The 23,093-nt window shown below is 43.0% G+C and carries 24 protein-coding genes and 1 pseudogene; 9 read left to right on the forward strand and 16 right to left on the reverse strand.

Annotated elements, in window-relative coordinates; all coding sequences use genetic code 11:
- Nucleotides 1-88 precede the first annotated feature (88 nt).
- Entirely contained in the window at nucleotides 89-1,060 is a 972-nt protein-coding gene (locus MHB62_RS05505; protein ID WP_032721272.1) for an ABC transporter substrate-binding protein, read from the forward strand.
- Nucleotides 1,061-1,091: 31 nt separating this feature from the next.
- Here the strand turns inward: MHB62_RS05505 and phoE are convergent, their stop codons facing one another.
- The 7 genes and pseudogenes from phoE to MHB62_RS05540 form a co-directional block, all read right to left on the reverse strand.
- Entirely contained in the window at nucleotides 1,092-1,673 is a 582-nt protein-coding gene (phoE, locus tag MHB62_RS05510) for a phosphatase PhoE (protein ID WP_003233157.1), read from the reverse strand.
- Between the two features lie 70 nt (nucleotides 1,674-1,743).
- A complete protein-coding gene (locus MHB62_RS05515; RefSeq protein ID WP_019712349.1) occupies nucleotides 1,744-2,838 on the reverse strand; it encodes an acetyl-CoA C-acyltransferase in 1,095 nt (364 codons plus the stop codon).
- Entirely contained in the window at nucleotides 2,835-4,274 is a 1,440-nt protein-coding gene (locus MHB62_RS05520) for an acyl-CoA synthetase (protein ID WP_019712350.1), read from the reverse strand. The genes MHB62_RS05515 and MHB62_RS05520 overlap by 4 nt, the downstream gene beginning before the upstream one ends.
- A gap of 6 nt (nucleotides 4,275-4,280) precedes the next feature.
- The gene (locus tag MHB62_RS05525; RefSeq protein WP_019712351.1) at nucleotides 4,281-4,841 is read right to left on the reverse strand and encodes a biotin transporter BioY; all 561 of its coding nucleotides are present in this window, start codon (nucleotides 4,839-4,841) and stop codon (nucleotides 4,281-4,283) included.
- Nucleotides 4,842-4,975: 134 nt separating this feature from the next.
- Nucleotides 4,976-5,491 (reverse strand): methyl-accepting chemotaxis protein, encoded by a 516-nt coding sequence (locus MHB62_RS05530; protein ID WP_326255844.1) that lies wholly within the window; start codon nucleotides 5,489-5,491, stop codon nucleotides 4,976-4,978.
- A 240-nt stretch (nucleotides 5,492-5,731) separates the two neighbouring features.
- Nucleotides 5,732-6,358, reverse strand: a pseudogene (locus MHB62_RS05535) (protoglobin domain-containing protein); the annotation flags it as partial.
- 54 nt (nucleotides 6,359-6,412) lie between these two features.
- Entirely contained in the window at nucleotides 6,413-7,942 is a 1,530-nt protein-coding gene (locus MHB62_RS05540; protein ID WP_019712353.1) for an FAD-dependent oxidoreductase, read from the reverse strand.
- Between the two features lie 111 nt (nucleotides 7,943-8,053).
- Here MHB62_RS05540 and MHB62_RS05545 point away from each other — a divergent pair, with 111 nt between their 5' ends.
- Nucleotides 8,054-8,911, forward strand: coding sequence for an SDR family oxidoreductase (locus tag MHB62_RS05545; RefSeq protein ID WP_003245662.1), 858 nt, complete (start codon nucleotides 8,054-8,056; stop codon nucleotides 8,909-8,911).
- 27 nt (nucleotides 8,912-8,938) lie between these two features.
- On the opposite strand, the gene MHB62_RS05550 is transcribed toward MHB62_RS05545, so the two are convergent.
- Nucleotides 8,939-9,172 carry an IDEAL domain-containing protein gene (locus MHB62_RS05550; protein ID WP_003233142.1) on the reverse strand — a complete coding sequence of 78 codons (234 nt, stop codon included), beginning with the start codon at nucleotides 9,170-9,172 and terminating at the stop codon, nucleotides 8,939-8,941.
- A 292-nt stretch (nucleotides 9,173-9,464) separates the two neighbouring features.
- On the opposite strand from MHB62_RS05550, the gene comK reads away from it, so the two are divergent.
- Nucleotides 9,465-10,043, forward strand: a complete 579-nt coding sequence (gene comK / locus MHB62_RS05555) for a competence transcription factor ComK (protein WP_029317573.1) — start codon at nucleotides 9,465-9,467, stop codon at nucleotides 10,041-10,043.
- A 46-nt stretch (nucleotides 10,044-10,089) separates the two neighbouring features.
- Here the strand turns inward: comK and MHB62_RS05560 are convergent, their stop codons facing one another.
- Complete coding sequence (locus tag MHB62_RS05560) at nucleotides 10,090-10,989, reverse strand: SDR family oxidoreductase (RefSeq protein WP_032721273.1); 900 nt, start codon at nucleotides 10,987-10,989, stop codon at nucleotides 10,090-10,092.
- Between the two features lie 216 nt (nucleotides 10,990-11,205).
- Between MHB62_RS05560 and MHB62_RS05565 the strand changes: the two genes are divergently transcribed.
- Complete coding sequence (locus tag MHB62_RS05565; RefSeq protein WP_017695342.1) at nucleotides 11,206-11,475, forward strand: excalibur calcium-binding domain-containing protein; 270 nt, start codon at nucleotides 11,206-11,208, stop codon at nucleotides 11,473-11,475.
- 42 nt (nucleotides 11,476-11,517) lie between these two features.
- Here MHB62_RS05565 and MHB62_RS05570 read toward each other — a convergent pair whose 3' ends face one another.
- The 3 genes from MHB62_RS05570 to MHB62_RS05580 form a co-directional block, all read right to left on the reverse strand.
- Nucleotides 11,518-12,987 carry a sodium:solute symporter gene (locus MHB62_RS05570; protein ID WP_032721274.1) on the reverse strand — a complete coding sequence of 490 codons (1,470 nt, stop codon included), beginning with the start codon at nucleotides 12,985-12,987 and terminating at the stop codon, nucleotides 11,518-11,520.
- The gene (locus MHB62_RS05575; RefSeq protein ID WP_003224377.1) at nucleotides 12,984-13,184 is read right to left on the reverse strand and encodes a DUF3311 domain-containing protein; all 201 of its coding nucleotides are present in this window, start codon (nucleotides 13,182-13,184) and stop codon (nucleotides 12,984-12,986) included. The genes MHB62_RS05570 and MHB62_RS05575 overlap by 4 nt, the downstream gene beginning before the upstream one ends.
- Nucleotides 13,185-13,391: 207 nt before the next feature.
- Nucleotides 13,392-13,754, reverse strand: a complete 363-nt coding sequence (locus MHB62_RS05580) for a hypothetical protein (protein WP_024571727.1) — start codon at nucleotides 13,752-13,754, stop codon at nucleotides 13,392-13,394.
- A 151-nt stretch (nucleotides 13,755-13,905) separates the two neighbouring features.
- On the opposite strand from MHB62_RS05580, the gene MHB62_RS05585 reads away from it, so the two are divergent.
- From MHB62_RS05585 to MHB62_RS05600, 4 genes are all read left to right on the forward strand, one after another.
- The gene (locus MHB62_RS05585) at nucleotides 13,906-14,529 is read left to right on the forward strand and encodes a TVP38/TMEM64 family protein (RefSeq protein ID WP_010886465.1); all 624 of its coding nucleotides are present in this window, start codon (nucleotides 13,906-13,908) and stop codon (nucleotides 14,527-14,529) included.
- Between the two features lies 1 nt (nucleotide 14,530).
- Entirely contained in the window at nucleotides 14,531-15,037 is a 507-nt protein-coding gene (lepB, locus tag MHB62_RS05590) for a signal peptidase I (RefSeq protein ID WP_032721278.1), read from the forward strand.
- A 179-nt stretch (nucleotides 15,038-15,216) separates the two neighbouring features.
- On the forward strand, nucleotides 15,217-16,716 hold the full coding sequence (locus tag MHB62_RS05595) for a monooxygenase (RefSeq protein ID WP_080287599.1): 1,500 nt from the start codon (nucleotides 15,217-15,219) through the stop codon (nucleotides 16,714-16,716).
- Nucleotides 16,717-16,792: 76 nt separating this feature from the next.
- Nucleotides 16,793-17,320, forward strand: coding sequence for a MarR family transcriptional regulator (locus MHB62_RS05600; RefSeq protein WP_003245853.1), 528 nt, complete (start codon nucleotides 16,793-16,795; stop codon nucleotides 17,318-17,320).
- Nucleotides 17,321-17,476: 156 nt separating this feature from the next.
- Here MHB62_RS05600 and glcP read toward each other — a convergent pair whose 3' ends face one another.
- The 4 genes from glcP to ntdA all read right to left on the reverse strand — a co-directional run bounded on the left by glcP (nucleotide 17,477) and on the right by ntdA (nucleotide 21,965).
- Nucleotides 17,477-18,682 carry a glucose/mannose transporter GlcP gene (glcP, locus tag MHB62_RS05605; RefSeq protein WP_032721283.1) on the reverse strand — a complete coding sequence of 402 codons (1,206 nt, stop codon included), beginning with the start codon at nucleotides 18,680-18,682 and terminating at the stop codon, nucleotides 17,477-17,479.
- 71 nt (nucleotides 18,683-18,753) lie between these two features.
- Nucleotides 18,754-19,806: a glucose-6-phosphate 3-dehydrogenase NdtC gene (gene ntdC / locus MHB62_RS05610; RefSeq protein WP_024572384.1), complete on the reverse strand. Its 1,053-nt coding sequence runs from the start codon at nucleotides 19,804-19,806 to the stop codon at nucleotides 18,754-18,756.
- Between the two features lie 13 nt (nucleotides 19,807-19,819).
- Nucleotides 19,820-20,668: a kanosamine-6-phosphate phosphatase gene (ntdB, locus tag MHB62_RS05615; protein ID WP_032721285.1), complete on the reverse strand. Its 849-nt coding sequence runs from the start codon at nucleotides 20,666-20,668 to the stop codon at nucleotides 19,820-19,822.
- A complete protein-coding gene (gene ntdA, locus MHB62_RS05620) occupies nucleotides 20,640-21,965 on the reverse strand; it encodes a 3-dehydro-glucose-6-phosphate--glutamate transaminase (protein WP_019712355.1) in 1,326 nt (441 codons plus the stop codon). The genes ntdB and ntdA overlap by 29 nt, the downstream gene beginning before the upstream one ends.
- A 103-nt stretch (nucleotides 21,966-22,068) precedes the next feature.
- On the opposite strand from ntdA, the gene ntdR reads away from it, so the two are divergent.
- Nucleotides 22,069-23,058 carry an NTD biosynthesis operon transcriptional regulator NtdR gene (gene ntdR / locus MHB62_RS05625; protein ID WP_003245736.1) on the forward strand — a complete coding sequence of 330 codons (990 nt, stop codon included), beginning with the start codon at nucleotides 22,069-22,071 and terminating at the stop codon, nucleotides 23,056-23,058.
- Nucleotides 23,059-23,093: the final 35 nt, after the last annotated feature.

Genomic DNA, 23,093 nt, shown 5'->3' on the forward strand with positions numbered 1-23,093 from the left:
ATAATTGGTGATAATGATTCTCATTCCGTGTTATACTACTCTTGGACATCTTAACCATAGAAACTACCAACAGGAGAGACTGGAACATATGAAAAAAACACTGATTATTCTTACAGTTTTACTTCTTTCTGTCTTAACGGCTGCTTGCTCGTCTTCAAGCGGCAATCAAAACAGTAAAGAACATAAAGTGGCGGTAACACATGATTTAGGGAAGACAAATGTGCCTGAGCATCCGAAGCGGGTTGTTGTTCTTGAGCTAGGTTTTATTGATACACTGCTTGATCTCGGCATTACGCCTGTCGGGGTTGCCGATGACAACAAAGCGAAGCAGCTGATCAACAAGGATGTGCTGAAGAAAATTGACGGCTACACATCTGTCGGCACTCGCTCACAGCCAAGCATGGAAAAAATCGCTTCATTAAAACCCGATTTAATTATTGCTGACACGACCCGGCATAAGAAGGTGTACGATCAGCTGAAAAAAATAGCGCCGACGATTGCGCTTAATAATTTAAATGCTGATTATCAGGATACAATTGACGCTTCGCTTACGATTGCAAAAGCAGTCGGCAAGGAGAAGGAAATGGAGAAAAAGCTGACGGCGCATGAAGAAAAGCTTAGCGAGACAAAGCAGAAAATCAGCGCGAACAGCCAGTCCGTGCTTTTGATCGGAAATACAAATGATACGATTATGGCCAGGGATGAAAACTTCTTTACATCGAGACTTTTAACACAGGTCGGCTATCGATATGCAATCAGTACGTCAGGCAATAGCGATTCAAGCAATGGCGGCGACTCTGTGAATATGAAAATGACACTGGAGCAGCTGCTGAAAACAGATCCGGATGTGATCATCCTGATGACAGGAAAAACAGATGACCTCGACGCCGACGGTAAACGCCCGATCGAAAAGAATGTCCTTTGGAAAAAACTGAAGGCAGTGAAAAACGGGCATGTATACCACGTGGATCGTGCGGTGTGGTCTCTGCGCCGCAGTGTAGACGGGGCGAATGCCATTTTGGACGAGCTTCAAAAAGAGATGACGGCTGCTAAGAAATAAAAGAAAAGACAGGCAAACGCCTGTCTTTTTCTTATTTGATAAAGCCGGATAAGTGGCTGTTGATATTATAGTCTTTTATCCGCCATTTTTCTTCTGCAAATTCAATGTTGCTGAGGCAGGCGTTGACGAGGCGGGTGCTTTGAAGCTCCGGGTCACCGCCGGATATTTCCGTCAGCAGGGCGTGAATTGCCGCACCGTGCGCCACGATCAGCACCTTCTTGTTTGGATACGCCTGGTTCACTTTTGCCAAACCGCCCATCAGCCTGTCAGTGAGTTCTTCTAACGTTTCCATATTCGGATAGATGTTATCTGGATAGCGCTTTGTCCGTTCCTCCAGCGGCATGCCCTCCGCGTCGCCGTAATCGCGTTCCTTAAAATCATCCATCTCGACTATCGGAAGATGCAGATATTCATTAATAATTTCCGCGGTTCTTTTCGCTCTTTTCAGCGGGCTCGTCACAATAATATCCCAAGAAAAGTCCTTTACATATTCTCCGGTTTCTCTTGCTTGGCGTTCACCTGTTGCGTTTAGCGGAATATCGGTTTTGCCTTGGCATTTTTGCTGCAGGTTCCAATCGGTTTCTCCATGTCTTACTAAACAAACGGCTGTCATAAAATCCCCTTCCTGACTTTATTCATATCGCTATTATACTAAATCGAAAGCGTGTGTCCTATGAAAAAGCCTATGCAAGAACTTCAAATAATAAAGCAAGTCCAATTCCGCCGCCGCTTCCGATGGCTGCAACCACATATTGACAGTCTGTCCGTCTTTTCGCTTCATAAAACAATCTGGTTACCAGAGCTGCACCTGATGCACCGTACGGATGGCCAAGAGCTAAGGCGCCGCCGCGCACATTGATTTTTGAAAAGGGAATGCCGAGTTCTTGCGAGCAGACACAAATTTTGACGGCAAAGGCTTCATTGATTTCAAATAAACCGATATCCTCAGGTGTTACATCGTGTGTATGTAAGAGGTTACGGATCGCATCAACCGGTGCCGCGGGCGGATAGTTGGGGTGAATGCCGCTGACAGCGCTGCCGATAAACCGAAGCACAGGCTTAAGTCCGAGGGCTGCCGCTTTTTCTTCTTCCATTACCAAAAGAGCGGCTGCTCCGTCTGCTATGCCGCTGCTGTTGGCTGCTGTGACTGTTCCGGAGCTGGTGTCGAAAACCGGCTTTGCACGGGGAATAATCGCTTCTATCGGCCGCGTTTTCAAAAATGCTTCGTCCATCTCCAATTCCCCAAGAGCAACAATTTCTTCACGGTAAAATCCTTCATCATGCGCGTTCCTGCTGCGTTGATGGCTGAGAAGCGCGTACTCATCCTGCATGCTTCTGCTGATGGAATAGCGTGCAGCCGTATATTCTGCCGCAATGCCCATGTCTGGATCGCCGATGGCATCTGGAGAAAAGCGGGCCCGTTCTGAAAAAGGGGATTGGCTGCTGCTTTCTGAGCCGCCCGCGATATACATCGTGCCGGCTCCCGCTTGAATAAGGCTGCAGGCATAGCGCACAGCTTCAAGGCCGGAGCCGCACTGTCTGTCAATTGTCATTCCGGGAACCGATAAAGGCAGTCCGGCTTGAAGGGCTGACAGTCTGGCGAGGTTGCCGCCTCTGCCGGTAGCGTTTCCGAGAATGACCTCGTCAATTTGATCCTCTAGCTTTCGGCTGAGACAGCGGATGATGGGAGCTGACAAATCCTCCGGCAGGAAGGGCTTCAGCAGTCCGTTTTGATTTCCAAAGATCGTTCGTTTTGCATCAACAATAACCGCATTCATTTATACTGTATACTCTCTTCCAGCCATTTTTTCACGCTGGAACGGGCAATTTTTCCGCTGCTCGTTTCCGGCAAGCTGTCTGCAAACACCCATTTTTTCGGAATTTTATAGGAGGCTAATTTCTGTTTACACAAGGCTTTCAGTGTTCTGGCATTAGCGTTTCCATGAATGACAGCTACAGCGATTTCTCCCCAATACTCGTCGGGAATGCCAACGACAGCCGCGCTTTCAACCTCTGGGCAGGCGAGAAGCACACGTTCAATTTCTTCTGGGAAAATATTTAATCCTCCGTACACGATCATCCCGTTTTCTCTTCCTGATATGTATAGAAAGCCCTCTTCATCAACATAGCCCATATCATCCACTGTCATCCATTCATCTGGTGTGCTGCCGTTCACATAGCCGGAAAACCGCATCGGGCTTTTGACAAATATTTTTCCGATTTCCCCTGGCTGGCAGCGTTCTCCTCCAGCGTTGCGGATTTCGATCCGGACATTATGAAAAGGGCGGCCCGCTGAATGCGGTTTCCGTTTGCTGTCTTCCGGTGAAGAAAACGTCACAAAACTAAGCTCTGATGTGCCGTAAAAATCGTACAGCTTGAGATGAGGCCATGCAGCGGCAAGCTTCTCCTTGGATTCTGCCGGCCAGTCTGCGCCGGATGAAATGATTTTGACGGGACTGTCGGGAAAACCCTCAATCCTTGTGAGGGCGTCTGTCATCGTCGGTACGGTATAGAGAACACTGATGGATTCACGGCACAGCCATTCCTTCGCTTTGGCAGGAGAAAACTTTTTCAGCAAACAAACGGTTCCTCCGAGAAACAAAGTGCTGACTGCCCCGTATAAGAAGTGAGAGGACATTAACGTCCCGGGAATCAATACCGTGTCATTTGATGAAATTGAAAAATCTGTTTCTGTACAGGTAAAGCTCTCTATCCATGAGCGGTGAGATCGCGTAAAGGCCTTCGGTTTTCCTGTCGAGCCCGACGTAAATCCCATATAAAAAGGGTGCTCCGGATCAATGGTAGGCAAGGGATCAGCGGCTGCCTCAGAAATATCTGCCATACAGTTATCCAGCAAAACAACAGGTGTCTGGCTATCTGTCAGTTTGTTTTTAAAAAAGGCTAAAGTAACCACAAGATCCGCATTGCTTATGGACAGCCGCTCCTTACATTCTGCCGCGCTCCAGCGTGTGTCGATGGGAATTGCCGTACATCCAGCCGCTGCGGCTCCGGCAAACAGCTGTAAAAACGCCAGACTATTTGGGAGCAGGATCGCCACACGATTCGGCATGCTCGGCTGTGACCGCAGCCAATTTGCGGTTTGAAAGACAAGCCGATCCCAATCTTGGTACGTGATTTGCTCCGATTCAGTCTGGATCGCTACACGGCCGGGCGATGTTTCGGCGGTAGATGAATAGGTATGGGTAATTGTCATGTAGTGTCATCCTCCTTTTGTAAACATCGTATCAGAAAGAGACAAGGCTTGAGTGATTTTTATCGCCAGAAATGCAGATACAGCCGCTTTTATCAAATCACCAGGCACATATGCAAGGCTCATGAAGGCGGCCTGTGACAAATCAATATGCATGATAAAAGCTTGTACCGGTATACCAAGCAGATAAATAAAGATGATGCCGAATACGATATGAGTGAAAAAGAGACGCGATACTGTCACCTTCCGCAGCCTGTTAGCGGCTAAACTGATCAGCCATGAAGCGAGGGGATAAGCAATCAAAAAGCCTGCGCTCGGTCCGAAAAACACACCAAAACCGCCTCGTCCGCCGGGCAACAGCGGCGCTCCGAAGGCGACGAGCAGCAAAAAGACAAGCTGGCTTAAGAAAGCAGACTTTGGCCTGAGGATGCTGCCTGCCAACATGACACCAAGCGTTTGCAATGTAATCGGAACGGGTGTAAAGGATAAGAAGAGAGGGGGCATAAAGCCGAGCACTGCCATCAGTGCGGTGAAAATCGCAATATGCATCATGTCGATTAATTTCAGCATGTGAAATCCTCCAAACAGTAATCAAATATGGTTATACAATAAATGCAGGCAATTATTATGTCAACTGATTTTTAATTTAAGTTTACATAATAGACGCAAAAAAACCGGCCGTATGGCAGACCGGTTTTTGATGGTTATTCTTCTGTCAGGATGACAAGCGAATCAACGGAAGCGGCCACATGGGAAACGGCGCGGCTGACTTCCTGAAGCCCTCCAAGAAAGGCTTGCAGATCGACGTCGATTTTGCCTGATTGCTCTTTGCTGATTTTCATGCTGTGGACGATTTCATCGAATAAGCGGTTAATTTGCGTCATTTTTTCTTTACTTTCGCTGACTAGCTCATTCACGTCTTTGATATGCTTGGATACAATGTTGATTTGTGTATTCGTATTGTTCACAAGCTCAGAAACAGTAGAGACGGTTTTTTTCGTATCCTCAGAAAGCTTCCGCACTTCATTTGCCACGACAGCAAAGCCTTTGCCGTGTTCTCCGGCGCGGGCGGATTCAATAGATGCATTGAGCGAGAGAAGGTTTGTTTGTTCAGCTATGCCTGTGACGATGCCGAAGATTTTTTCAATTTGCTGCGCGATTTCATCCAGCTTGACCATTTCTTTTTCGATTTGGACAAGGCTTGTGTCAATTTTGTTCATCTGTTTTTGCTGGACTTCTAGCTCTTTTTTTCCGCCGATCGACTTTTCTTCAACAGTGCTGGATGTTACAGTGCCGGCTTTGGATGCTTGAGAAATGCCTTCAGATTTGTCCACAAGCTCTTGAACTGATCTGCTTGTTTCTGAAAACAGATTGGCAATCGATCCAGAGGTTTCTTGAATTTTCTGATGAAGAAGGTTTTTCTTTTCTTCTTGTTCATCACGGGTCTGGTTGTACTCGCTTTGAAACGCTTCAAGGACAAGCTGCTGTTCTAAGTTCAAGATTTTTGTTGTTGCTTTAATGGCTTTTAGCAGTTCTTGCAGATTTGTAATGGACGCTTCATAAATGTCAATCATTGACAAAAGGAGCTCTTGAAACGCACCCATATACCATTTTGGCAAAAGGCCGATTCTTAAATGGATGGAGGCGATTCGGTTACGCTTTTCAATAAATTCATCATCGATAACGCCTGCAAACATTTCCTGAATATGCCGTTTTAACGTTTGTTTTAAGCGGTCAACTGAGCTGTGATCATTAATGATATCCATCAATGAGCTTTCATGGTCAAGGTTTTTATAAAACGCATCAACGATATTTACGATATTTTCTTGAATGAGTGGCTGAAGCTGCTCTAACACGTAAAGCTCAGCATCTCCCAACCTGACCATTTTGAGCTGTTTTTTGACATCTGCATGTTTGTTTGTGAGCTGAATGCGGTTTTTTTGCTGTCCGTTTGAATCTGAAAAGTAAGCTGTTTCTTGTTTTCTGTCTTTTTTAAATAACAATACAATGATCCCCCTTGGGAAAAATATAATTTTTACTTTTTGGCTTTTTAAGCCTTTTTCTTTTTTATCGGCCAAGAGAAACATGAATGAAGCTGCAGATGAAAAATATTTGAAAAACCGTTCATTAAAATGAACGGTTTAATCGAGATCTATTTGTTTTAATGGTTTAATGGCCGGACCCTCTACAACTTCGCCAGATGGCTTAAAGCGTGATCCGTGGCACGGACAATCCCACGTATGCTCACTGTCGTTCCACTCGACCTCGCAGCCTAAATGGGTACAAGTCGTATCAACGAGATGGAGGCAGCCTGTCTCATCCCGAAATGCTCCCGCTCGCCTGCCGTTTATGGTGACGGCTTTCCCTTCTCCTGGCGAAATGTCTTCAAATTGGACATCAGGCTTTTCAAGCTTTCCTTTAATCAAATGCTTGGCGACATCGGCATTGTAGGAAATCACTTTCTGCAACCCGGGATTCAGATGGAAACGGGACGGAGTGAAAATGCTTTCGTATGGATTGTCTTTTTTCTCCACAAGGTCTGACAATAGAGTGGCTGCGACTGCTGAGGACGTCATGCCCCATTTTTTGAACCCGGTCGCTACTAGAATATTGTCCTCATTTTCCGACATCGGTCCGATAAACGGGATTTTGTCGATCGTCACTAGATCTTGTGTGGACCAATAATATGGAATGCTTTCGATGCCGATGGTGCTTTCGGCCAGTTGTCTCAGTGTTTCATAATGTGTAGACATGGCTTTTCCCTGGCCTGTTTTATGGCTTACTCCGCTGAAGAGAATCAGCTTTTCACCGTTTACAACCGTATAGCGGAGCGCCACTGACGGCTGATCGATACTCAAATACATGCCCTCGGGATACTCGATCTTCGGCTTGATGGCAAGGACATAAGATCTGTCGGAGTACATTCTCGCAGCATATAATCCGCCTCCGTCATAAAAAGGGAAGTGGGAACAGCATATGATAAAGCGGCTCTTAATGGCGTGCCGGCTTTTTGTTACCACTTCGGGCCTTTCGCCTTTTTTGATATCAAGCGCAACGGTCTCTTCATAAATTCGGCTGCCTTTTTGAACAATTTGCTCCAGAAGCGCTTTTAAGTATTGAAGCGGATGAAATTGAGCTTGATTCTTCATGACAAGCGCCAGCTTAGAACCTAAGGGAATTGGAAGATCCTTGATAAGGTCTCTTTCAATTCCGAGCTTTGTGTATGCCTCATGCTCGGTGCGGATTTTTTGAACAGCGTTTTCATTTGCCGTATAAAGATATGCGTCTTGCTCGATCCATTCACAATCAATTTGATGTTCATCCACAATGCCTTTTATGTAATCAATTGCGTTTTGGTTTGCTTCATAATAAAGCCTCGCATGGTTTAATCCGAAATGGCGGATAAATTCGTCGTATATCATGTCATGCTGTGCGGTAACTTTAGCAGTTGTATGCGCAGTGGTTCCGTTAAGAACCTGATTTGCTTCAATCAAAACGACACGGAAGCCTCTCTTCGTAAGTTCATATGCCGTTGTGATTCCTGTAATCCCGCCTCCGATAATGGTGACGTCACATTCAGTGTCCTCTTGAAGCGCAGGAAAAGAAGGCAGGTCAGTTGATGTTTTCCAGTATGTTTCAGGTGCTTCCTTTGCAAAATGTTGATTAGCCAAGCCGTTATACCTCCAATCAGATTTATTCTTAATTTTTCCATATTCTATCTTTTCATACATAGGAAGCAGGCATTGTTCATAACATAATAAGGTTGAAAAGGAGTGATTTCATTGGCGAATCAAAAAAAGAAAACATTACCGCCTCAGCACCAGAACCAGCAGCCTGGTTTTGAATATCTGATGGACCCGCGTCCGGTTTTTGATAAGCCGAAGAAAGCGAAAAAATTAGAGGGCAAAACCGCTATTATTACTGGAGGAGACAGCGGGATTGGACGCGCTGTCTCGGTGTTATTCGCAAAAGAAGGAGCTAATGTGGTCATTGTGTATTTGAATGAACATCAGGACGCCGAGGAAACAAAGCAGTATGTAGAAAAGGAAGGGGTAAAATGCCTGCTGATTGCAGGAGATGTTGGGGATGAAGCGTTTTGCAATGATGTGGTCGGGCAGGCAAGCCAAGTGTTTCCATCCATTGATATATTGGTTAACAATGCAGCTGAGCAGCATGTCCAGCCCAGCATTGAAAAAATCACCAGCCACCAGCTGATCAGAACCTTCCAAACAAACATTTTTTCCATGTTTTACTTAACAAAGGCAGTGCTGCCTCATTTAAAAAAAGGGAGCTCTATTATTAATACCGCTTCAATTACCGCCTATAAAGGCAATAAAACGCTGATCGATTATTCAGCGACAAAAGGCGCGATCGTTACGTTTACAAGGTCCCTTTCCCAGTCGCTTGTTCAGCAGGGCATACGGGTCAATGCAGTGGCACCGGGTCCCATTTGGACACCGCTTATCCCGGCCAGCTTTGCCGCAAAAGACGTGGAAGTGTTTGGTTCAGACGTGCCGATGGAACGCCCGGGACAGCCGGTCGAAGTGGCGCCAAGCTATCTATACCTTGCCAGCGACGATTCCACATACGTCACAGGGCAGACGATTCACGTCAATGGCGGAACAATTGTGAACGGATAATAAAAAGCCAATCCTTGAAGGATTGGCTTATTCGCTCTGCTTGAGCGCTGCATATTCTTTAGAGAGCGTAAGAAACGCATCTTTATCTTTTTCGTCCAAGGCTTTGTTAATTTGGTCCGTCAGCATGGCAAGCCGACGGTTATACAAGGATTCATCGAGCACCATTTGAATGTAAATATCCGTCATTGTGACATCGAATTCTTTTGTTTTTTGCGTGTTGCGGGACTTCATGAGCTCAGTGTACGATTTTTTCTCTTTCATAAAGAATCCCCCCAATGCCTTTTTTATAGTATATGGATAACGGTCGAAAAAATCAATAAATTTTTATAATTTTTAGACAACTAATACTTGGCAATCTATCGACATATCCTGCAAAATGCCGTAAACCGGCAAGTCTTATGAAAGTAAAATCGGTTTATTACTAGTTATTTAGTACCATTAAATATCATTAAAAGATGATTTTATCTTAAATGTTAAAAAAACCTGTCGTTTTACAAAAACAGATGATAGATTATTAGTATAAATTTTGCAGAAAAAGGATGGAGGCCATAATATGAGTCAGAAAACAGACGCACCTTTAGAATCGTATGAAGTGAACGGCGCAACAATTGCCGTGCTGCCAGAAGAAATAGACGGCAAAATCTGTTCCAGAATTATTGAAAAAGATTGCGTGTTTTATGTAAACATGAAGCCGCTGCAAATTGTCGACAGAAGCTGCCGATTTTTTGGATCAAGCTATGCGGGAAGAAAAGCAGGAACTTATGAAGTGACAAAAATTTCACACAAGCCGCCGATCATGGTGGACCCTTCGAACCAAATCTTTTTATTCCCTACACTTTCTTCGACAAGACCCCAATGCGGCTGGATTTCCCATGTGCATGTAAAAGAATTCAAAGCGACTGAATTTGACGATACGGAAGTGACGTTTTCAAATGGGAAAACGATGGAGCTGCCGATCTCTTATAATTCGTTCGAGAACCAGGTATACCGAACAGCGTGGCTCAGAACCAAATTCCAAGACAGAATCGACCACCGCGTGCCGAAAAGACAGGAATTTATGCTGTACCCGAAAGAAGAGCGGACGAAGATGATTTATGATTTTATTTTGCGTGAGCTCGGGGAACGGTATTAGAAAAATAGGAAGGAGCTGACCGAACAGGGCAGCTCCTTTCATAAAGCTATGCCGTCGGAATTCCTCCGGTGATGCCATATACCTGAGATGTCACATAGCTTGAATTCTCTGAAGCTAGAAATACATAAACATCGGCCAATTCCGCTGGCTGCCCAGCGCGATTTAATGGAGCTGGCGGCGTGCCTTGTCCGAATTTCGGGATGTTTTCCGTCGGCTGTCCGCCGGAAATTTGCAGCGGTGTCCAAATTGGTCCGGGCGCAACTGAATTTACTCTGATGCCTTTGGAAGCCAGCTGTTTTCCCAGTCCGACGGTAAAGCCGATAATGGCGTTTTTCGTTGCTGCGTAATCTAACAGCATCGGGCTTGGATTATAGCCTTCAACTGAGGTAGTTGTGATAATTGAAGCTCCCTCCGGCAAATACGGAAGCGCTGCTTTTACAACCCAGTAAAGGGAAAAGACGTTCACTTCAAAGGTTTTATAAATTTGTTCAGTAGGCAGATCTTCGATGTTTTCGACCGCTTGCTGTTTGCCTGCAACGAGCGCTAGCACATCAAGTCCGCCGAGTTCGTGATGCGACTGTTTGACTAGATCTTGGCAAAAGGATTCGTCGCTCAAATCTCCGGGGATCAGCACTGCTTTTCGGCCTTCTGCTTCAATCAGCTCTTTTACCTCTTCAGCATCTGGCTGTTCCTCGGGCAAGTAGTTAATGGCCACATCGGCACCTTCTCTGGCGTAAGCAATCGCGGCAGCGCGGCCGATACCGGAATCGCCGCCCGTGACAAGCGCTTTTCGACCCGTTAGTTTACCTGATCCTTTGTAGCTTTTTTCTCCGCAATCAGGGACAGGCTTCATGTTCTTTTGCAGGCCTGGCGGTTCTTGATATTGTTCGGGAAATTCATCATGAAAAAATGCTTTTATAGGATTCGTAAGATTTGAATCAGACATCAGCAACGCTCCTTTTCTGTTTGGTGTACATTCGTATGTGTACCCCTGAGCATAAGCAGAAAAACATGTTTTGGCAGTTTGAATAGTGAAGGAAAAAGAAAACAAGAAAAAACAAAGCCTTCTTCCATATTTATCTTGTCAAATAAGACTATATGAATTATGATAAATTCGAGCTATAAATCAACTAAATATTGGGTGTTGAGGGAGTGAATCGTCATGAAAAAAGCGGTGGCGGTTTTGCTGTCACTCGGTCTCGTTTTCGGTTTTTCATACGGAGCTGACCATGTGGCGGAAGCCAAAACAAAGGTGAAGGTCTATAAGAACTGCAAGGAGTTAAACAAAGTATACAAAGGCGGAGTGGCCCGCACATCGAAGGTGAAAAACAAAGGCGGAAAAACGAAGTACAAGCCTTACGTTTCTAAGGCGCTTTACGATGCCAATAAAAACAAAGACCGCGATAAAGATCTTATCGCCTGTGAACGGTAAATAAGAAAAAGCAATCTGGTGTCCAGATTGCTTTTTTTATGCTTATGCAGCCTGATCGGCCGCAGCGCTTTTCGCCTTTCTTGTCATAAGGCTGACTGCCATCATGGCCGAGATATTCAAAAGCAGGGCAACGATGCCGACATTCAGGTCTTTTGCGGCTTGCGGCAGCGCCGGAAATAAAGTGCCGATCGTCGTTTCCGTCATTGTAATATAAGTAACTGCTCCGACACCTGCAATAATGCCGGCGAAGGCTCCTTGCTTTGTCACCATATTATGCTTGAACAGGCTGAACAAAAGGGCGGGGAATAGCTGTGTGACAAGGCTGTAGCCCATCAAAAGCAACGTAACGATGGTATTCCCGCCTTTGAAGGTAAAATACACCGAAATCAACGCAATCACCGGCACTAAAAACTTAGCAAGCGCCGATACCTGTTGTTCTGTCGTGCGGGGCGCGATTACCTTGTACACATTTTTTGCAAACAGTGTGGAGGCGGACATTAAGATCATAGACCCTGGCACAAGTGCTGTCAGCAGTCCGGCAGCACCGATAATTCCGACAAACCAAGGGTCAAATGCTTGCAGAGACAGTCTCAAAAGCGACAAATCCCCGTCTGCGCCATTCAGATCTGGAACTTGCAGGATAGCCGCAAAGCCAACGAAAAGGACGAAGAGCAGGACCAGCTGGTACAAAGGCATGATGATGGCGTTTTTACGAAACACTTTTGGGTTTTCGGCTGAATACGAAGCGGAAAACGTGTGAGGCCACATGTAAAACCCGAGCGCTGTCAAGAGTACGGTTGAACTGAACCAGGCCACACTTTGTCCCGATTCGGGGAGCGTAAGAAAGCCAGGCTTTGCCGTTTCAATCTGCTGAAACATGTCTTGAAATCCGCCGTAGTAATGAATTGGCAAATACACACCTAAAAACAGAACGACTACCAGAATCATGATGTCCTTCACAACCGATATCCAGGCAGACCCGTGAATGCCTGAAACCATAACATAAACCGTGATGGAAACGGCGCCGATCCAGATGGCGGCGGTCGGGGTGATTTTGCCGTACGAGGTTTCCGATACAATCAGCCCGAGGCCTTTCAGCTGCAGTACAAGATAGGGAATGAGTGCGGCGATGCCGACCAGTGAAACGAGAATGCCAAGCAGCGGACTGTTGTATTTTTTTGTGAAAAAATCAGACTGCGACATCAGTTTATGCTGTTTCGCGTACGTCCAAACTGCTGGAAGAAGCCAGTAAGAAAGGATGTAGGCCAGACATCCGTAGGCGATGATATAAAAGGCTGGACCGCCTTTTCCGTAGGCCCAGCCGCTGCCGCCGAGAAACGTAAAAGTAGTATAAATTTCGCCTGCCATCAAAAGGAAGACGAAAACAGTTCCGAAGCCGCGCCCTCCGACCGTCCACTGCTCCAGGTTCATGTCTTTTCCTTTTTGGGCGCGTATACCGAGAAAAATACTCAAGAGCAGGACACCGAAGATGATGATGAGAGCTGCATTCATTCTGCTTCCTCCTTTTTATTTTCCTTGTCGAGGACATACACAATCGCCATCAGCGCAGAGGTCAAAAGAGCCCACATCACAATATAGGCAAGAATAAACGGCATGCCGAACACATAGGGGGTCACCTTATTTGCAAAAGGGATGCCGAGTAAGATTCCGATAAAGGGCAAAGCGGCAAGAACGTGAATCAGTTTCATAGAATCCTCCTTCTATTTAGGATTGGGGTGTACAAGCCTAAGCGTACTGAAAATGATGTCGCAGATATGGAAGCACATGTCACTTTTTAGGGTGAAAGGCTGTGGTTCGAATTATAAATAAATTTATTTTGTTTGTATAGTGTGAATTGTCTGAAATTAATGCTCTGAATCGCCCGAAGAGGGAACGGGCAGTATGATTCAAAAGGCTCAGAGTCTGTTTGGGGCAAATAGATAGTATGTTAATAATTCGCTGACCTGCTCACGGATTCGCGGATTAAAATAGCGATGGTTTTCTTCATAACCGTCGATGACAAATGTATAGAGTGTAAAGGCCTCATCGCGTTCCGTCTCGCGGATTGCAATTTTTCTTTTCCTCAGTTCTTTTCTGACCTCCATCAAATCCTTTTGTGCTATTTTTAATGATTCGCTGATAAGCTGTTTATAAGGATGCTTCAATTTTAATGTGCTTTCTTCAATTCCGGCGAGATCACGGTTAAAAATCGTAATGGCCATGGGCAAAAAGAGAGCCCGTTCAATTAAATCGTATATTTCCTCCTGCAGATTTGGCATGTTGACTCCTTCTTTCTAAGGGAACGTTTGTTCTATTTGTATTCTATATCGGCTGGTGAAATGTTTCAAGACAGAAAAAATCACCAAAACTTTTTAGTTTTCTGCTGATAATGTGTAGAATAAGGATAGACAAACCCGGTAAGGAGTATAAATGTTGGAGCATTTTTTATCCTATTTGACACAAGAACATTTAACTGAATTATTTCAAAGCTATAGGGCTTTCGGTCCGCTCATTGCTGTGCTGCTGCCTTTAATTGAAGCATTTCTCCCGTTTTTGCCGCTGATCGTGTTTGTGGTGGCGAATACGAACTCGTTTGGCTTGTGGGAAGGATTCATCCTGTCCTGGGCGGGATCAACTGCTGGTTCCATTCTCGTCTTTTTGATTGTCCGTCAATACGGACAGAGAAAATTGCTTGGATTTATCCGCAGTCATCCGTCTGTCAGAAAGCTGATGTTATGGGTGGAAAGACACGGCTTCGGTCCCATGTTTCTTCTGCTTTGTTTTCCATTTACACCGTCAGCCGCGGTGAATGTTGTTGCCGGTTTGTCAAGGATCGGAACGCGGCCGTTTATTTTGGCGGCAGCCTCGGGGAAGCTTGTCATGATTTTTATGATCAGCTTCATCGGATATGATCTGCACGCGCTGATTACACAGCCGATTCGAACGGTCATCGCCGTATTGGTGATCACTGTCTTATGGTATGTCGGCAAAAAGGTGGAGCGGTATCTGCATGTAAGAGCCAGTCAGCGTGAGCATGATGGAGGGAGACAGTAACATGAAAAAACGGTTTTGGTTTCTTGCCAGTGTAGTGTCCGTTGTTCTCGCCATTCAGGTTAAAAATGCTGTCTTTATTGATTACAAGGTAGAAGGCGTCAGTATGAACCCGACCTTCCAGGAAGGAAACGAATTGTTGGTCAATAAATTTTCGCATCGATTTAAAACCATCCATCGTTTTGACATCGTCCTTTTTAAAGGCCCTGATCATAAAGTGCTGATTAAACGGGTAATCGGCTTGCCCGGTGAAACGATCAAATATAAAGATGATCAGCTGTATGTGAACGGAAAGCAGGTTGCTGAGCCATTTTTGAAGCATTTGAAATCTGTTTCTGCCGGCAGCCATGTAACGGGTGATTTTTCTTTGAAAGATGTGACGGGAACAAGCAAGGTGCCGAAAGGAAAATATTTTGTCGTTGGAGATAATCGCATATACAGCTTCGACAGCCGGCATTTTGGTCCGATAAGAGAAAAAAATATTGTCGGTGTGATTTCTGATGCCGAATAAAAAGACGCTAATTGAAGAGGCGTCTTTTTGTATGCCGTTTGGAAAAATGTGTTGAAGAAAAATTTGTAAGGAGCTATAATCAAAATTGTTACCTATGTAACAAAATTTATATATTTTTTGATTAGAGGGCCGTTTTTATTGGTTTTTGTTCGTTTTTCATGAAACAAAAGGAGTGGTGAATGATGATGAAATATGAAGCAGTGATTATAGGAGGAGGGCCGGTTGGATTTATGCTGGCTTCTGAGCTTGCGATGGCCGGAGTGGGAACATGTGTGATTGAACGGCTTGAAAAACCTGTTCCGCATTCCAAGGCATTGACGTTGCATCCCCGAACGCTGGAGCTCCTTGAGATGAGAGGGATTTTAGAGCGGTTCGTATCCAAGGGAAGCAAGATACCCTCCGGACATTTTTCAATGCTGGGTACCCGTCTGGATTTTTCAGGCTTGGATACGAGCTGTCCTTACACGCTTTTGCTTCCGCAGTCCAAAACAGAAAAGCTTCTTGAAGATCATGCACGAAGCCTGGGAACAGAGGTGTTTCGGGGTGCAGAGGCGCTGGCGGTTACGCAAAACGGGGAAGCGGTCCAAACGATTTTTAAGGATCGGGACGGCAGTGTACGGACGATCACAAGCAAGTTTGCCGTTGGGGCAGATGGCGCCGGAAGTACCGTCCGGAAACAGGCAAAAATTGAGTTTCCGGGAACAGACAGCACTGTCACCGCTGCGCTTGGGGATGTGGCGCTCCTTTCTCCGCCGCCGTCAGGCGTGCTGTCCCTTTGCACAAAAGAGGGCGGTGTTATGATTGTTCCGTTATCTTCAGACCGATATCGTGTCGTTGTGATCAGCCCTTATCGCACGCAAACGCCGAAAGATGTGCCTGTGACTGAGGAAGAGCTGAAAGCTGACCTCCTGCGAATTTGCGGAACTGACTTTGGTTTAAGCGACCCTTCGTGGATGTCGCGGTTCGGGAACGCCGCGCGCCAAGCGAAACGGTATCGGGACGGCAGAATCTTTCTTGCGGGTGATGCCGCGCATATTCATTTTCCGGCGGGCGGGCAAGGACTGAATGTCGGCCTTCAGGATGCAATGAACCTCGGGTGGAAACTGGCGGCGGCCATCAAAGGCTCTGCGCCTTCGTGGCTTTTGGACAGCTACCATGACGAGCGGCATCCGGCAGCGGAAGGGCTCCTCAGAAACACGGAGGCACAGACAAAGCTGATCGATTTCACTCAAGCAGGCCTCCATTTGCGAAGCATGATGTCGGAGCTGCTGGCCTTCCCTGATGTCAATCGATATGTAGCAGGGCAAATTTCTGCGCTCGATGTCAGATATGAAGCTGATCGTACCATGCCGCCGAATCGTTTGAACGGGGCAAGGCTCCCTGACATGGAACTGATTCTTTCCGACGGCAATTCGGAACGGCTGTACAGCTTTCTCCAAAACGGGACATTCGTTTTGCTGTCATTGAGGCAGGAAGCTGATGATCATATCGAAGTGAAAGGCTTACGTACGGTAACCGCCTCGCTTGCAGAACCGAATGAAAAGTTGCGGGATGTGCATACCATATTGATTCGTCCCGATGGACATGTAGCCTGGGCGGTGGATGCATCAGCGCCCGATTGTGCCGAGGTGATTCAAAAAGGAATCAGCCGCTGGTTTTCCGTCACCAGCCGAGTATAATTCAATTCAATTGTTTCATCTGTAACAAAACGGTATGATAGAAGAAACAATCGAATGAAAAAGGATGGAAAACCCGATGAACACAGATCATACGAAACGCAATCTTTTTGAATTGTATGCGGAGCTCATTCATCAGCAGGAGAAATGGGAGGGGCTTATTAAAGCCTTTTTATCTGACGAATTGAGGAAGCTGGATGTAGAGCACGGGAGTAAATCTCAATTGACGATGACAGAAATTCATGTTCTATCTTGTGTCGGGGACAATGAACCAATTAATGTCACGTCGATAGCAGAAAAAATGAATACGACAAAAGCGACTGTATCACGCATCAGCACAAAATTGCTCGGCGCAGGCTTCCTTCACAGAACACAGCTCAGCGATAATAAAAAGGAGGTCTACTTCCGATTGACGCCTGCTGGAAAAAAGCTGCACAGTTTGCACAAATATTATCATCAGAAGGCTGAACAGCGTTTTCTGTCATTTTTTGACCGCTATACCGAGGAAGAGATTCTTTTTGCGGAACGGCTGTTTCGGGATCTGGTGACAAAATGGTATCCGTCGTCAGAAGAAATTGAAGGGGGTCTCCCGAGCATTTTTAAATAAAAAACACGCACTGCGGTGCGTGTTTTTCGCTTTTTTCTATCTTTTTCAAGGCTGTAACGTAAATCAGATTTCCTCTTGAAGAATGAAATTCAAGATGTTCAGGAATTTGCACTGCTTATACGATATGTCTATTAGTATCTTTATTTTATACGTTTTCTACTGTGTTTTTGATGCTTTGTTTTCAAGTGAAATAGGGTCTTCTGTTTTAGTTCCCCTAATCTTTACAGAAATACCTACTAGAATGACCGCCATAGTTGTAAATATTCCCATGGTTAATAAGATCGTATCCTGATTTAAACTCCATCCAATTAAGAAAGAGATGATCGCTCCTCCGAAACTTGCCGAGGCAATAAATAAACTTGTAACTTCGTCAACGTACTTCTGAATAATGATTGATGCTAGTGTTAAAGCAATGGGAAATATGCCCGCTATACTTAGGCCAATCAAAAATGTACCACCCAATTGAAGTATTGGGTTACTTATATAAGAGAAGGCAATCAACAAAACAATTAAACAACTACAGCTAAAAAGGAGGTATTTGGAAAAATCAAGCCTTCTACTTACGAAACCAATCAATATTCTTCCTATGATGATCCCTACCCAGAAAAAGGAGACACTTATAAGACTAATTTGTTCATTGTCTTGGTTTATCATGATTGAAGGTAAAAAGTTGGCAAAATTTGTTTCAATTCCAGCATATAGGAAAGCAAAAAATACAAAAAAGCCTAATTGCTTTGATTTTTTTCTATCTCCTATAAAGTATTGAAATGCTCCTCCATCTGGAAAGGTCACTTGTTGGTTGGCATTCTTAGCGTACTTTCGGTTCTTGGACAAGAAAATTAACCACCCTACGAATAGGACGAATAAAAAGGTGAATATACAGTAATACGGTAAAAACCAGTTATTGATATCTATGAAGGAATTAATTAATAATGGGAAAGATAAAGCGCCTAATCCAAAGAGAACTTCCAGCTTACTCATTTTTTCTGCATTACTTTCGAAATTAGCAATAACAAATGAACCAACTGTCGTTTCTAATGTGCCTGCTCCATATCCTAAGAGAAAAGCCATTACAATAATATAATACCAATCCTTAGTTAGAAAAAAGATGCTTAACGCTGCAAGCATTATTGTCAAAGCTAAAGTAAGTGTCCTAAAATGACTGTATTTCTTAATCATTAACGGTGCGATTAATACTCCGCTTAGAAATCCGGTAAACTGAAAAAAGATTATGACCGAAATATCATCTGTTGTCTTGTTAAAAGCCTCTAATAGAAATGGTGTCAAACTCCCTGTTGATATATGGATAATACCTACTGTAAAAAAGAAAGCATATCCAAATAAATATGTCCCTCTTAACATTCATTACACCCCTATATGAAAAAGCAGGAAAATAAATTCCTGCTTTTTTAGTAACTTCTCTCTTTGAAATACTAGTTGACTGCTGAAACAGACATTGGTTGAGAGTTGCTGTCTTTCTCAAAGAACATTTCTAATACTTCCTGAGATCTAAAACCATCACTAAAAGAAGGGATCTCAACCCAATCATTCTGAGTTGATGCAATCCAATTGATTAACTCGCTTCTAAAAGAATCAGCCCATCCATAAAACTCGTTTGGCGGATCGTTTAATAGGCTTTGCGGTACTGGGCAGTCTACCACGTTCAAGCCATCTATGAGCTTGTAAACGTGAGGATTACCTGTGTGGTATTTAAACTCTTTTTTGTGTCCAACTACCTCAATGCTAAAACCACAGTCTTCAGGTACAGAACATTTTGATGTGATGATATTTACAAATACCTTGTTCTTCAGCTGGCCATAAATTTCTGCATAGTCATCTACGAGTACCTGTTTATCCTCTTTTGTTTTTACATTTGTGTTCATTTTTGCCCTTACTGATTCTGTGATGAAATCACTCTCAAACAAATACCATACCATGTCAATAAGGTGAATACCCAGATCCCCCAATGATCCACTCGTCTTCTTACTGTTAGCGTCATCTCTCCAAGTAAACTTCTTACGCCTAAGTGCACTATTTTTCTTGAAGTGTACTTTTATGGACAGTATGTTACCTAGTTCATTATTGATAATTAAGCTTTTTAAGATATTTACGTAAGATAAATATCTATAATTAAATCCCATACTGGCTCTTACGCTCAACCTTTCAGCAGTATCTTTCATTATGCTTGCTTCTTCAAGAGAAATAGCCATAGGCTTTTCACACAATACATGCTTATGTTTTGCTAATGCTTGCAAAGCATGTTCTTTATGGCAAAAGTTTGGTGATGCTACAATTAAACCTTCTGAGGCATCAATTAGTTCATCTACGTTTTCAAATGACTTCCCGCCGAAAGTTTTCACAAAGCTTTCCGCATTTTGTTGATTTATGTCATATACCCCTACTAACTCTGCATTTTTTATTGTAGATAAAGCAGTTGCATGCGCTCTTGCAATACCACCTGCACCTATGATGCCGATCTTCTTCATTTTTATTTCCTCCTCATGATCCAATTAATTTTTTTAAGGTATTAGTAATTCCTTTTGAGTACTCACTATCAGTTATAAGGTGGTGCAAGTTTTTGGCTTCCTGTGTTGCATTTTTGAGCAGATATCCATTCCCTACTGTCTGTAGCATACGAACATCATTTCCACTATCCCCAAATGCGATAGCTCTTTCGGTATTTAGGTTGTATTTCTCTAACATAAACGTTACAATTTCATTCTTTCCTGTCCCTGTGGGGATAAAATCTACATCATAGCTGTCTTCTGGATCGCCTGCTAAGGGATTACACCGATTTATATTTACTGAAACGCCGTATTCCTCGCAGATTTTTTCAATTGCTAATAGGTTTTTCTTGTCGTTTATTTCATCTTGTTCCTGATAGTAGAAGTTATGCTTATACCGTGACTTTCCTAATTGAGTTTGAGGATTCAAAAGAATGTTATGATTTTCATGTAGCTGTTTCACAAGTTTTTCAACCTTTTCTTTACTAAACCCTTCATTTATGCGACTGTTCCACTTATTATCTTGCTGTCCGAAGTTATGCTCAGAAAAGTACGTAATTTCAGTTCCAAGATCACTAGCTATAAAATGAGGAAAATATCTAAATTTTCCTCGTCCCATTTTATCGAGAATAGATTCTATACTGCTTCCAGTAACCCATCCGATTATTAGCTCCCCATCTTTACTTTTTTGTTCTAGATAGTCTTCGAGTTCATAGATGTCTTGTTGTTTTTGTTCGTCGATTGTATGCGGAAAATACGTTTCATCAAAATCACAAAAAACAATATACTGAGGATGTTCAACCGTGGATAACGTTTTATACTCCGATTTCTTGCTTAATAACATGAAACAGTCCCTCCATTACTCTGTCTTGTTCTTCTAAAGTAAATGACGGATATAAAGGCAAATGCAGTACCTGACTATGAGCCTTTTCCGTATGAACCAATTGGAGTCCTGCATACTTGTCCTGTACTAAAGGAGTTTTTTGCATATGAGACAGTATTGGATAATATACATCTGTTTGAACACCAAAATCTTCATTTAATTTAGTCATGATATCTGCCCTATCTTCTGTTCTTACCTTAATAGGAAATAGATGCCATACATGATCTTCACTTAATTCTGGTAATTCAATATAGCCTTTATTCTGCAACTCTGCTAATTGGGTAATATATCTATCCGCCAAGAACAGTCTTTTGAAGTTGTTTAATGAAAGGTACTTCATTCTCTCTAAACCAATTGCTGCCTGTAAATTGTCCATTTTTGAATTAAATCCAAAATTGATGACTTTCTTATTTTTCACATTTACTTCAAAACCATGATAACTAAATTGAATGCATTTTTTAGCGAGTTCTTCATTATCAGTTGCTATTGCTCCAGCCTTGCCACATACACCAAAATTCTTATAGGGATTAAAACTTAATGTAGTGATGTCTGCATACTTTCCTAAGTCTGTCAGTCCAATTCCTTGGCAGGCATCTTCAATTACTTTCAATTTATGACGATTTGCGATTTGACGGATATGCTGCATGTCTGAATGTTTTCCGTATAAATGCACAGGTAGAATAAACTTTGTATAAGGAGTTATTGCTTCTTCAATTTTGTCAGGATCGATGCAGAATGTTTGTGGGTTAATATCTACATAGATAGGAACGCCTCCCAAAGCTAACACAGCATTTTCAGTAGCTGAAAAGCTATTAGCCGGCATGATAACTTCATCCCCTGGGTTTAACCCTAAAGCCAATAAACCTATCATAATAGCATCGGTTCCACTGCTGGTTGCAATTACATACCTTTTATGTAAATATGTAGATAAAACTTTTTCGAATTGCTCTAAATAGGGACCACTCGTAAATTTTCCAGTTGGCAAAACTTCAGTTAATGTATTTAAGATATCTTCCACTTCATCATTGGTTATTAATCTGTCTACAGGCAAAAAAGGGACTTTACTGATTTCACGATTTTTTTGATAGTTGAAAAGATCATGTTCAATATCTATCTTTTCTTTTAATACTTGTTTCCACCGCTCGTTTACAATACTGTCTTCAATAACAAGTTCTTTTCCTTGTACGTCACCTTTTAAGTGTTTTAGTAGTGACATGTTTTCTTTGCTTTTACCTGAAATCTTAACCTGTTTTTGCATGAACAGTACCTCCAATGATTTTATAATCTAAAAATTTATTACAAATTTATCCTAATTTCTGAAATCGGTAACATGTCAACAACTTTTTTAAGGAAGGGAAAATATGCCTACAATTGATGAAATAGCAAAATTATGCAATGTGTCTAAAACCACAGTGTCAAGAGTATTGAATAATCATCCTTATGTGTCGAAAGAAAAAAGAGATATGATCTTAAAGGCTATTAACGAACTTGACTACACTCCCAATTATTTAGCTCGGAATTTTAGGAGAAATAAGACACAAACGATAGCTTTATCAGTTCCGAGTATCGACCATCCATTTTTTGCTCAATTAATAAAAGGGGTCTCTCATGAAGCACTGTTTAAGAATTACAAGGTAATTGTATTTCAGACCTTTTATGACAAACAGACGGAGCTAGAATTACTAGAGTTATTGAAGCATAAAGAAGTGGATGGCATTATTCTTGGGACTTTAGAAAATGAATGGGATCAGATATCCCCTTTCTTAAAGTATGGTCCTATCTTATTATGTAATGAATATCATCACTCAGCGGACATCACGATAATTGGGTATGATGAATTTGAAGCCGCATACATGGGGGTAGTACATTTAATTGAAAGAGGGCATAAAAAAATTGGGTTTTGTTTTGATACTCCATATAGCGAAGCTCAATGTCAGAGGAAAGAGGGTTATTTGAAAGCTTTACAAGATTACAATTTACATCATAGAAGCGAATGGATATTCGGCGAAATGTTTAATATCGAGGATGGCTTTCGTGTTTTTCATAAGATAAAGGATCTAAAGGACAGACCCTCAGCAATATTTACAGGAAATGATCAAGTCGCCGCAGGGATTATTAAACAGGCGATGAAAAATGGCTTTAAAGTTCCAGAAGACTTAGCTGTAATTGGTTTTGACAACCAATTGATTTGCCAAGTCGTTACTCCGACCATAACAACAATTGATATCCCCGTAATAGAATTAGGCCAACAGGCTGTGTTGAAAATCATCGAGTCCATTTCGGGTAATGCCTCTTTAAACAGAAGAATTATTAAACTGCCAACAAAGCTTATTATAAGAGAATCAACGTAACGATAGATTTCCCTTTAACATTTTATATCTTTATA

The sequence above is a fragment of the Bacillus sp. FSL K6-0255 genome, assembly GCF_045040725.1.
Classification (GTDB): domain Bacteria; phylum Bacillota; class Bacilli; order Bacillales; family Bacillaceae; genus Bacillus; species Bacillus subtilis.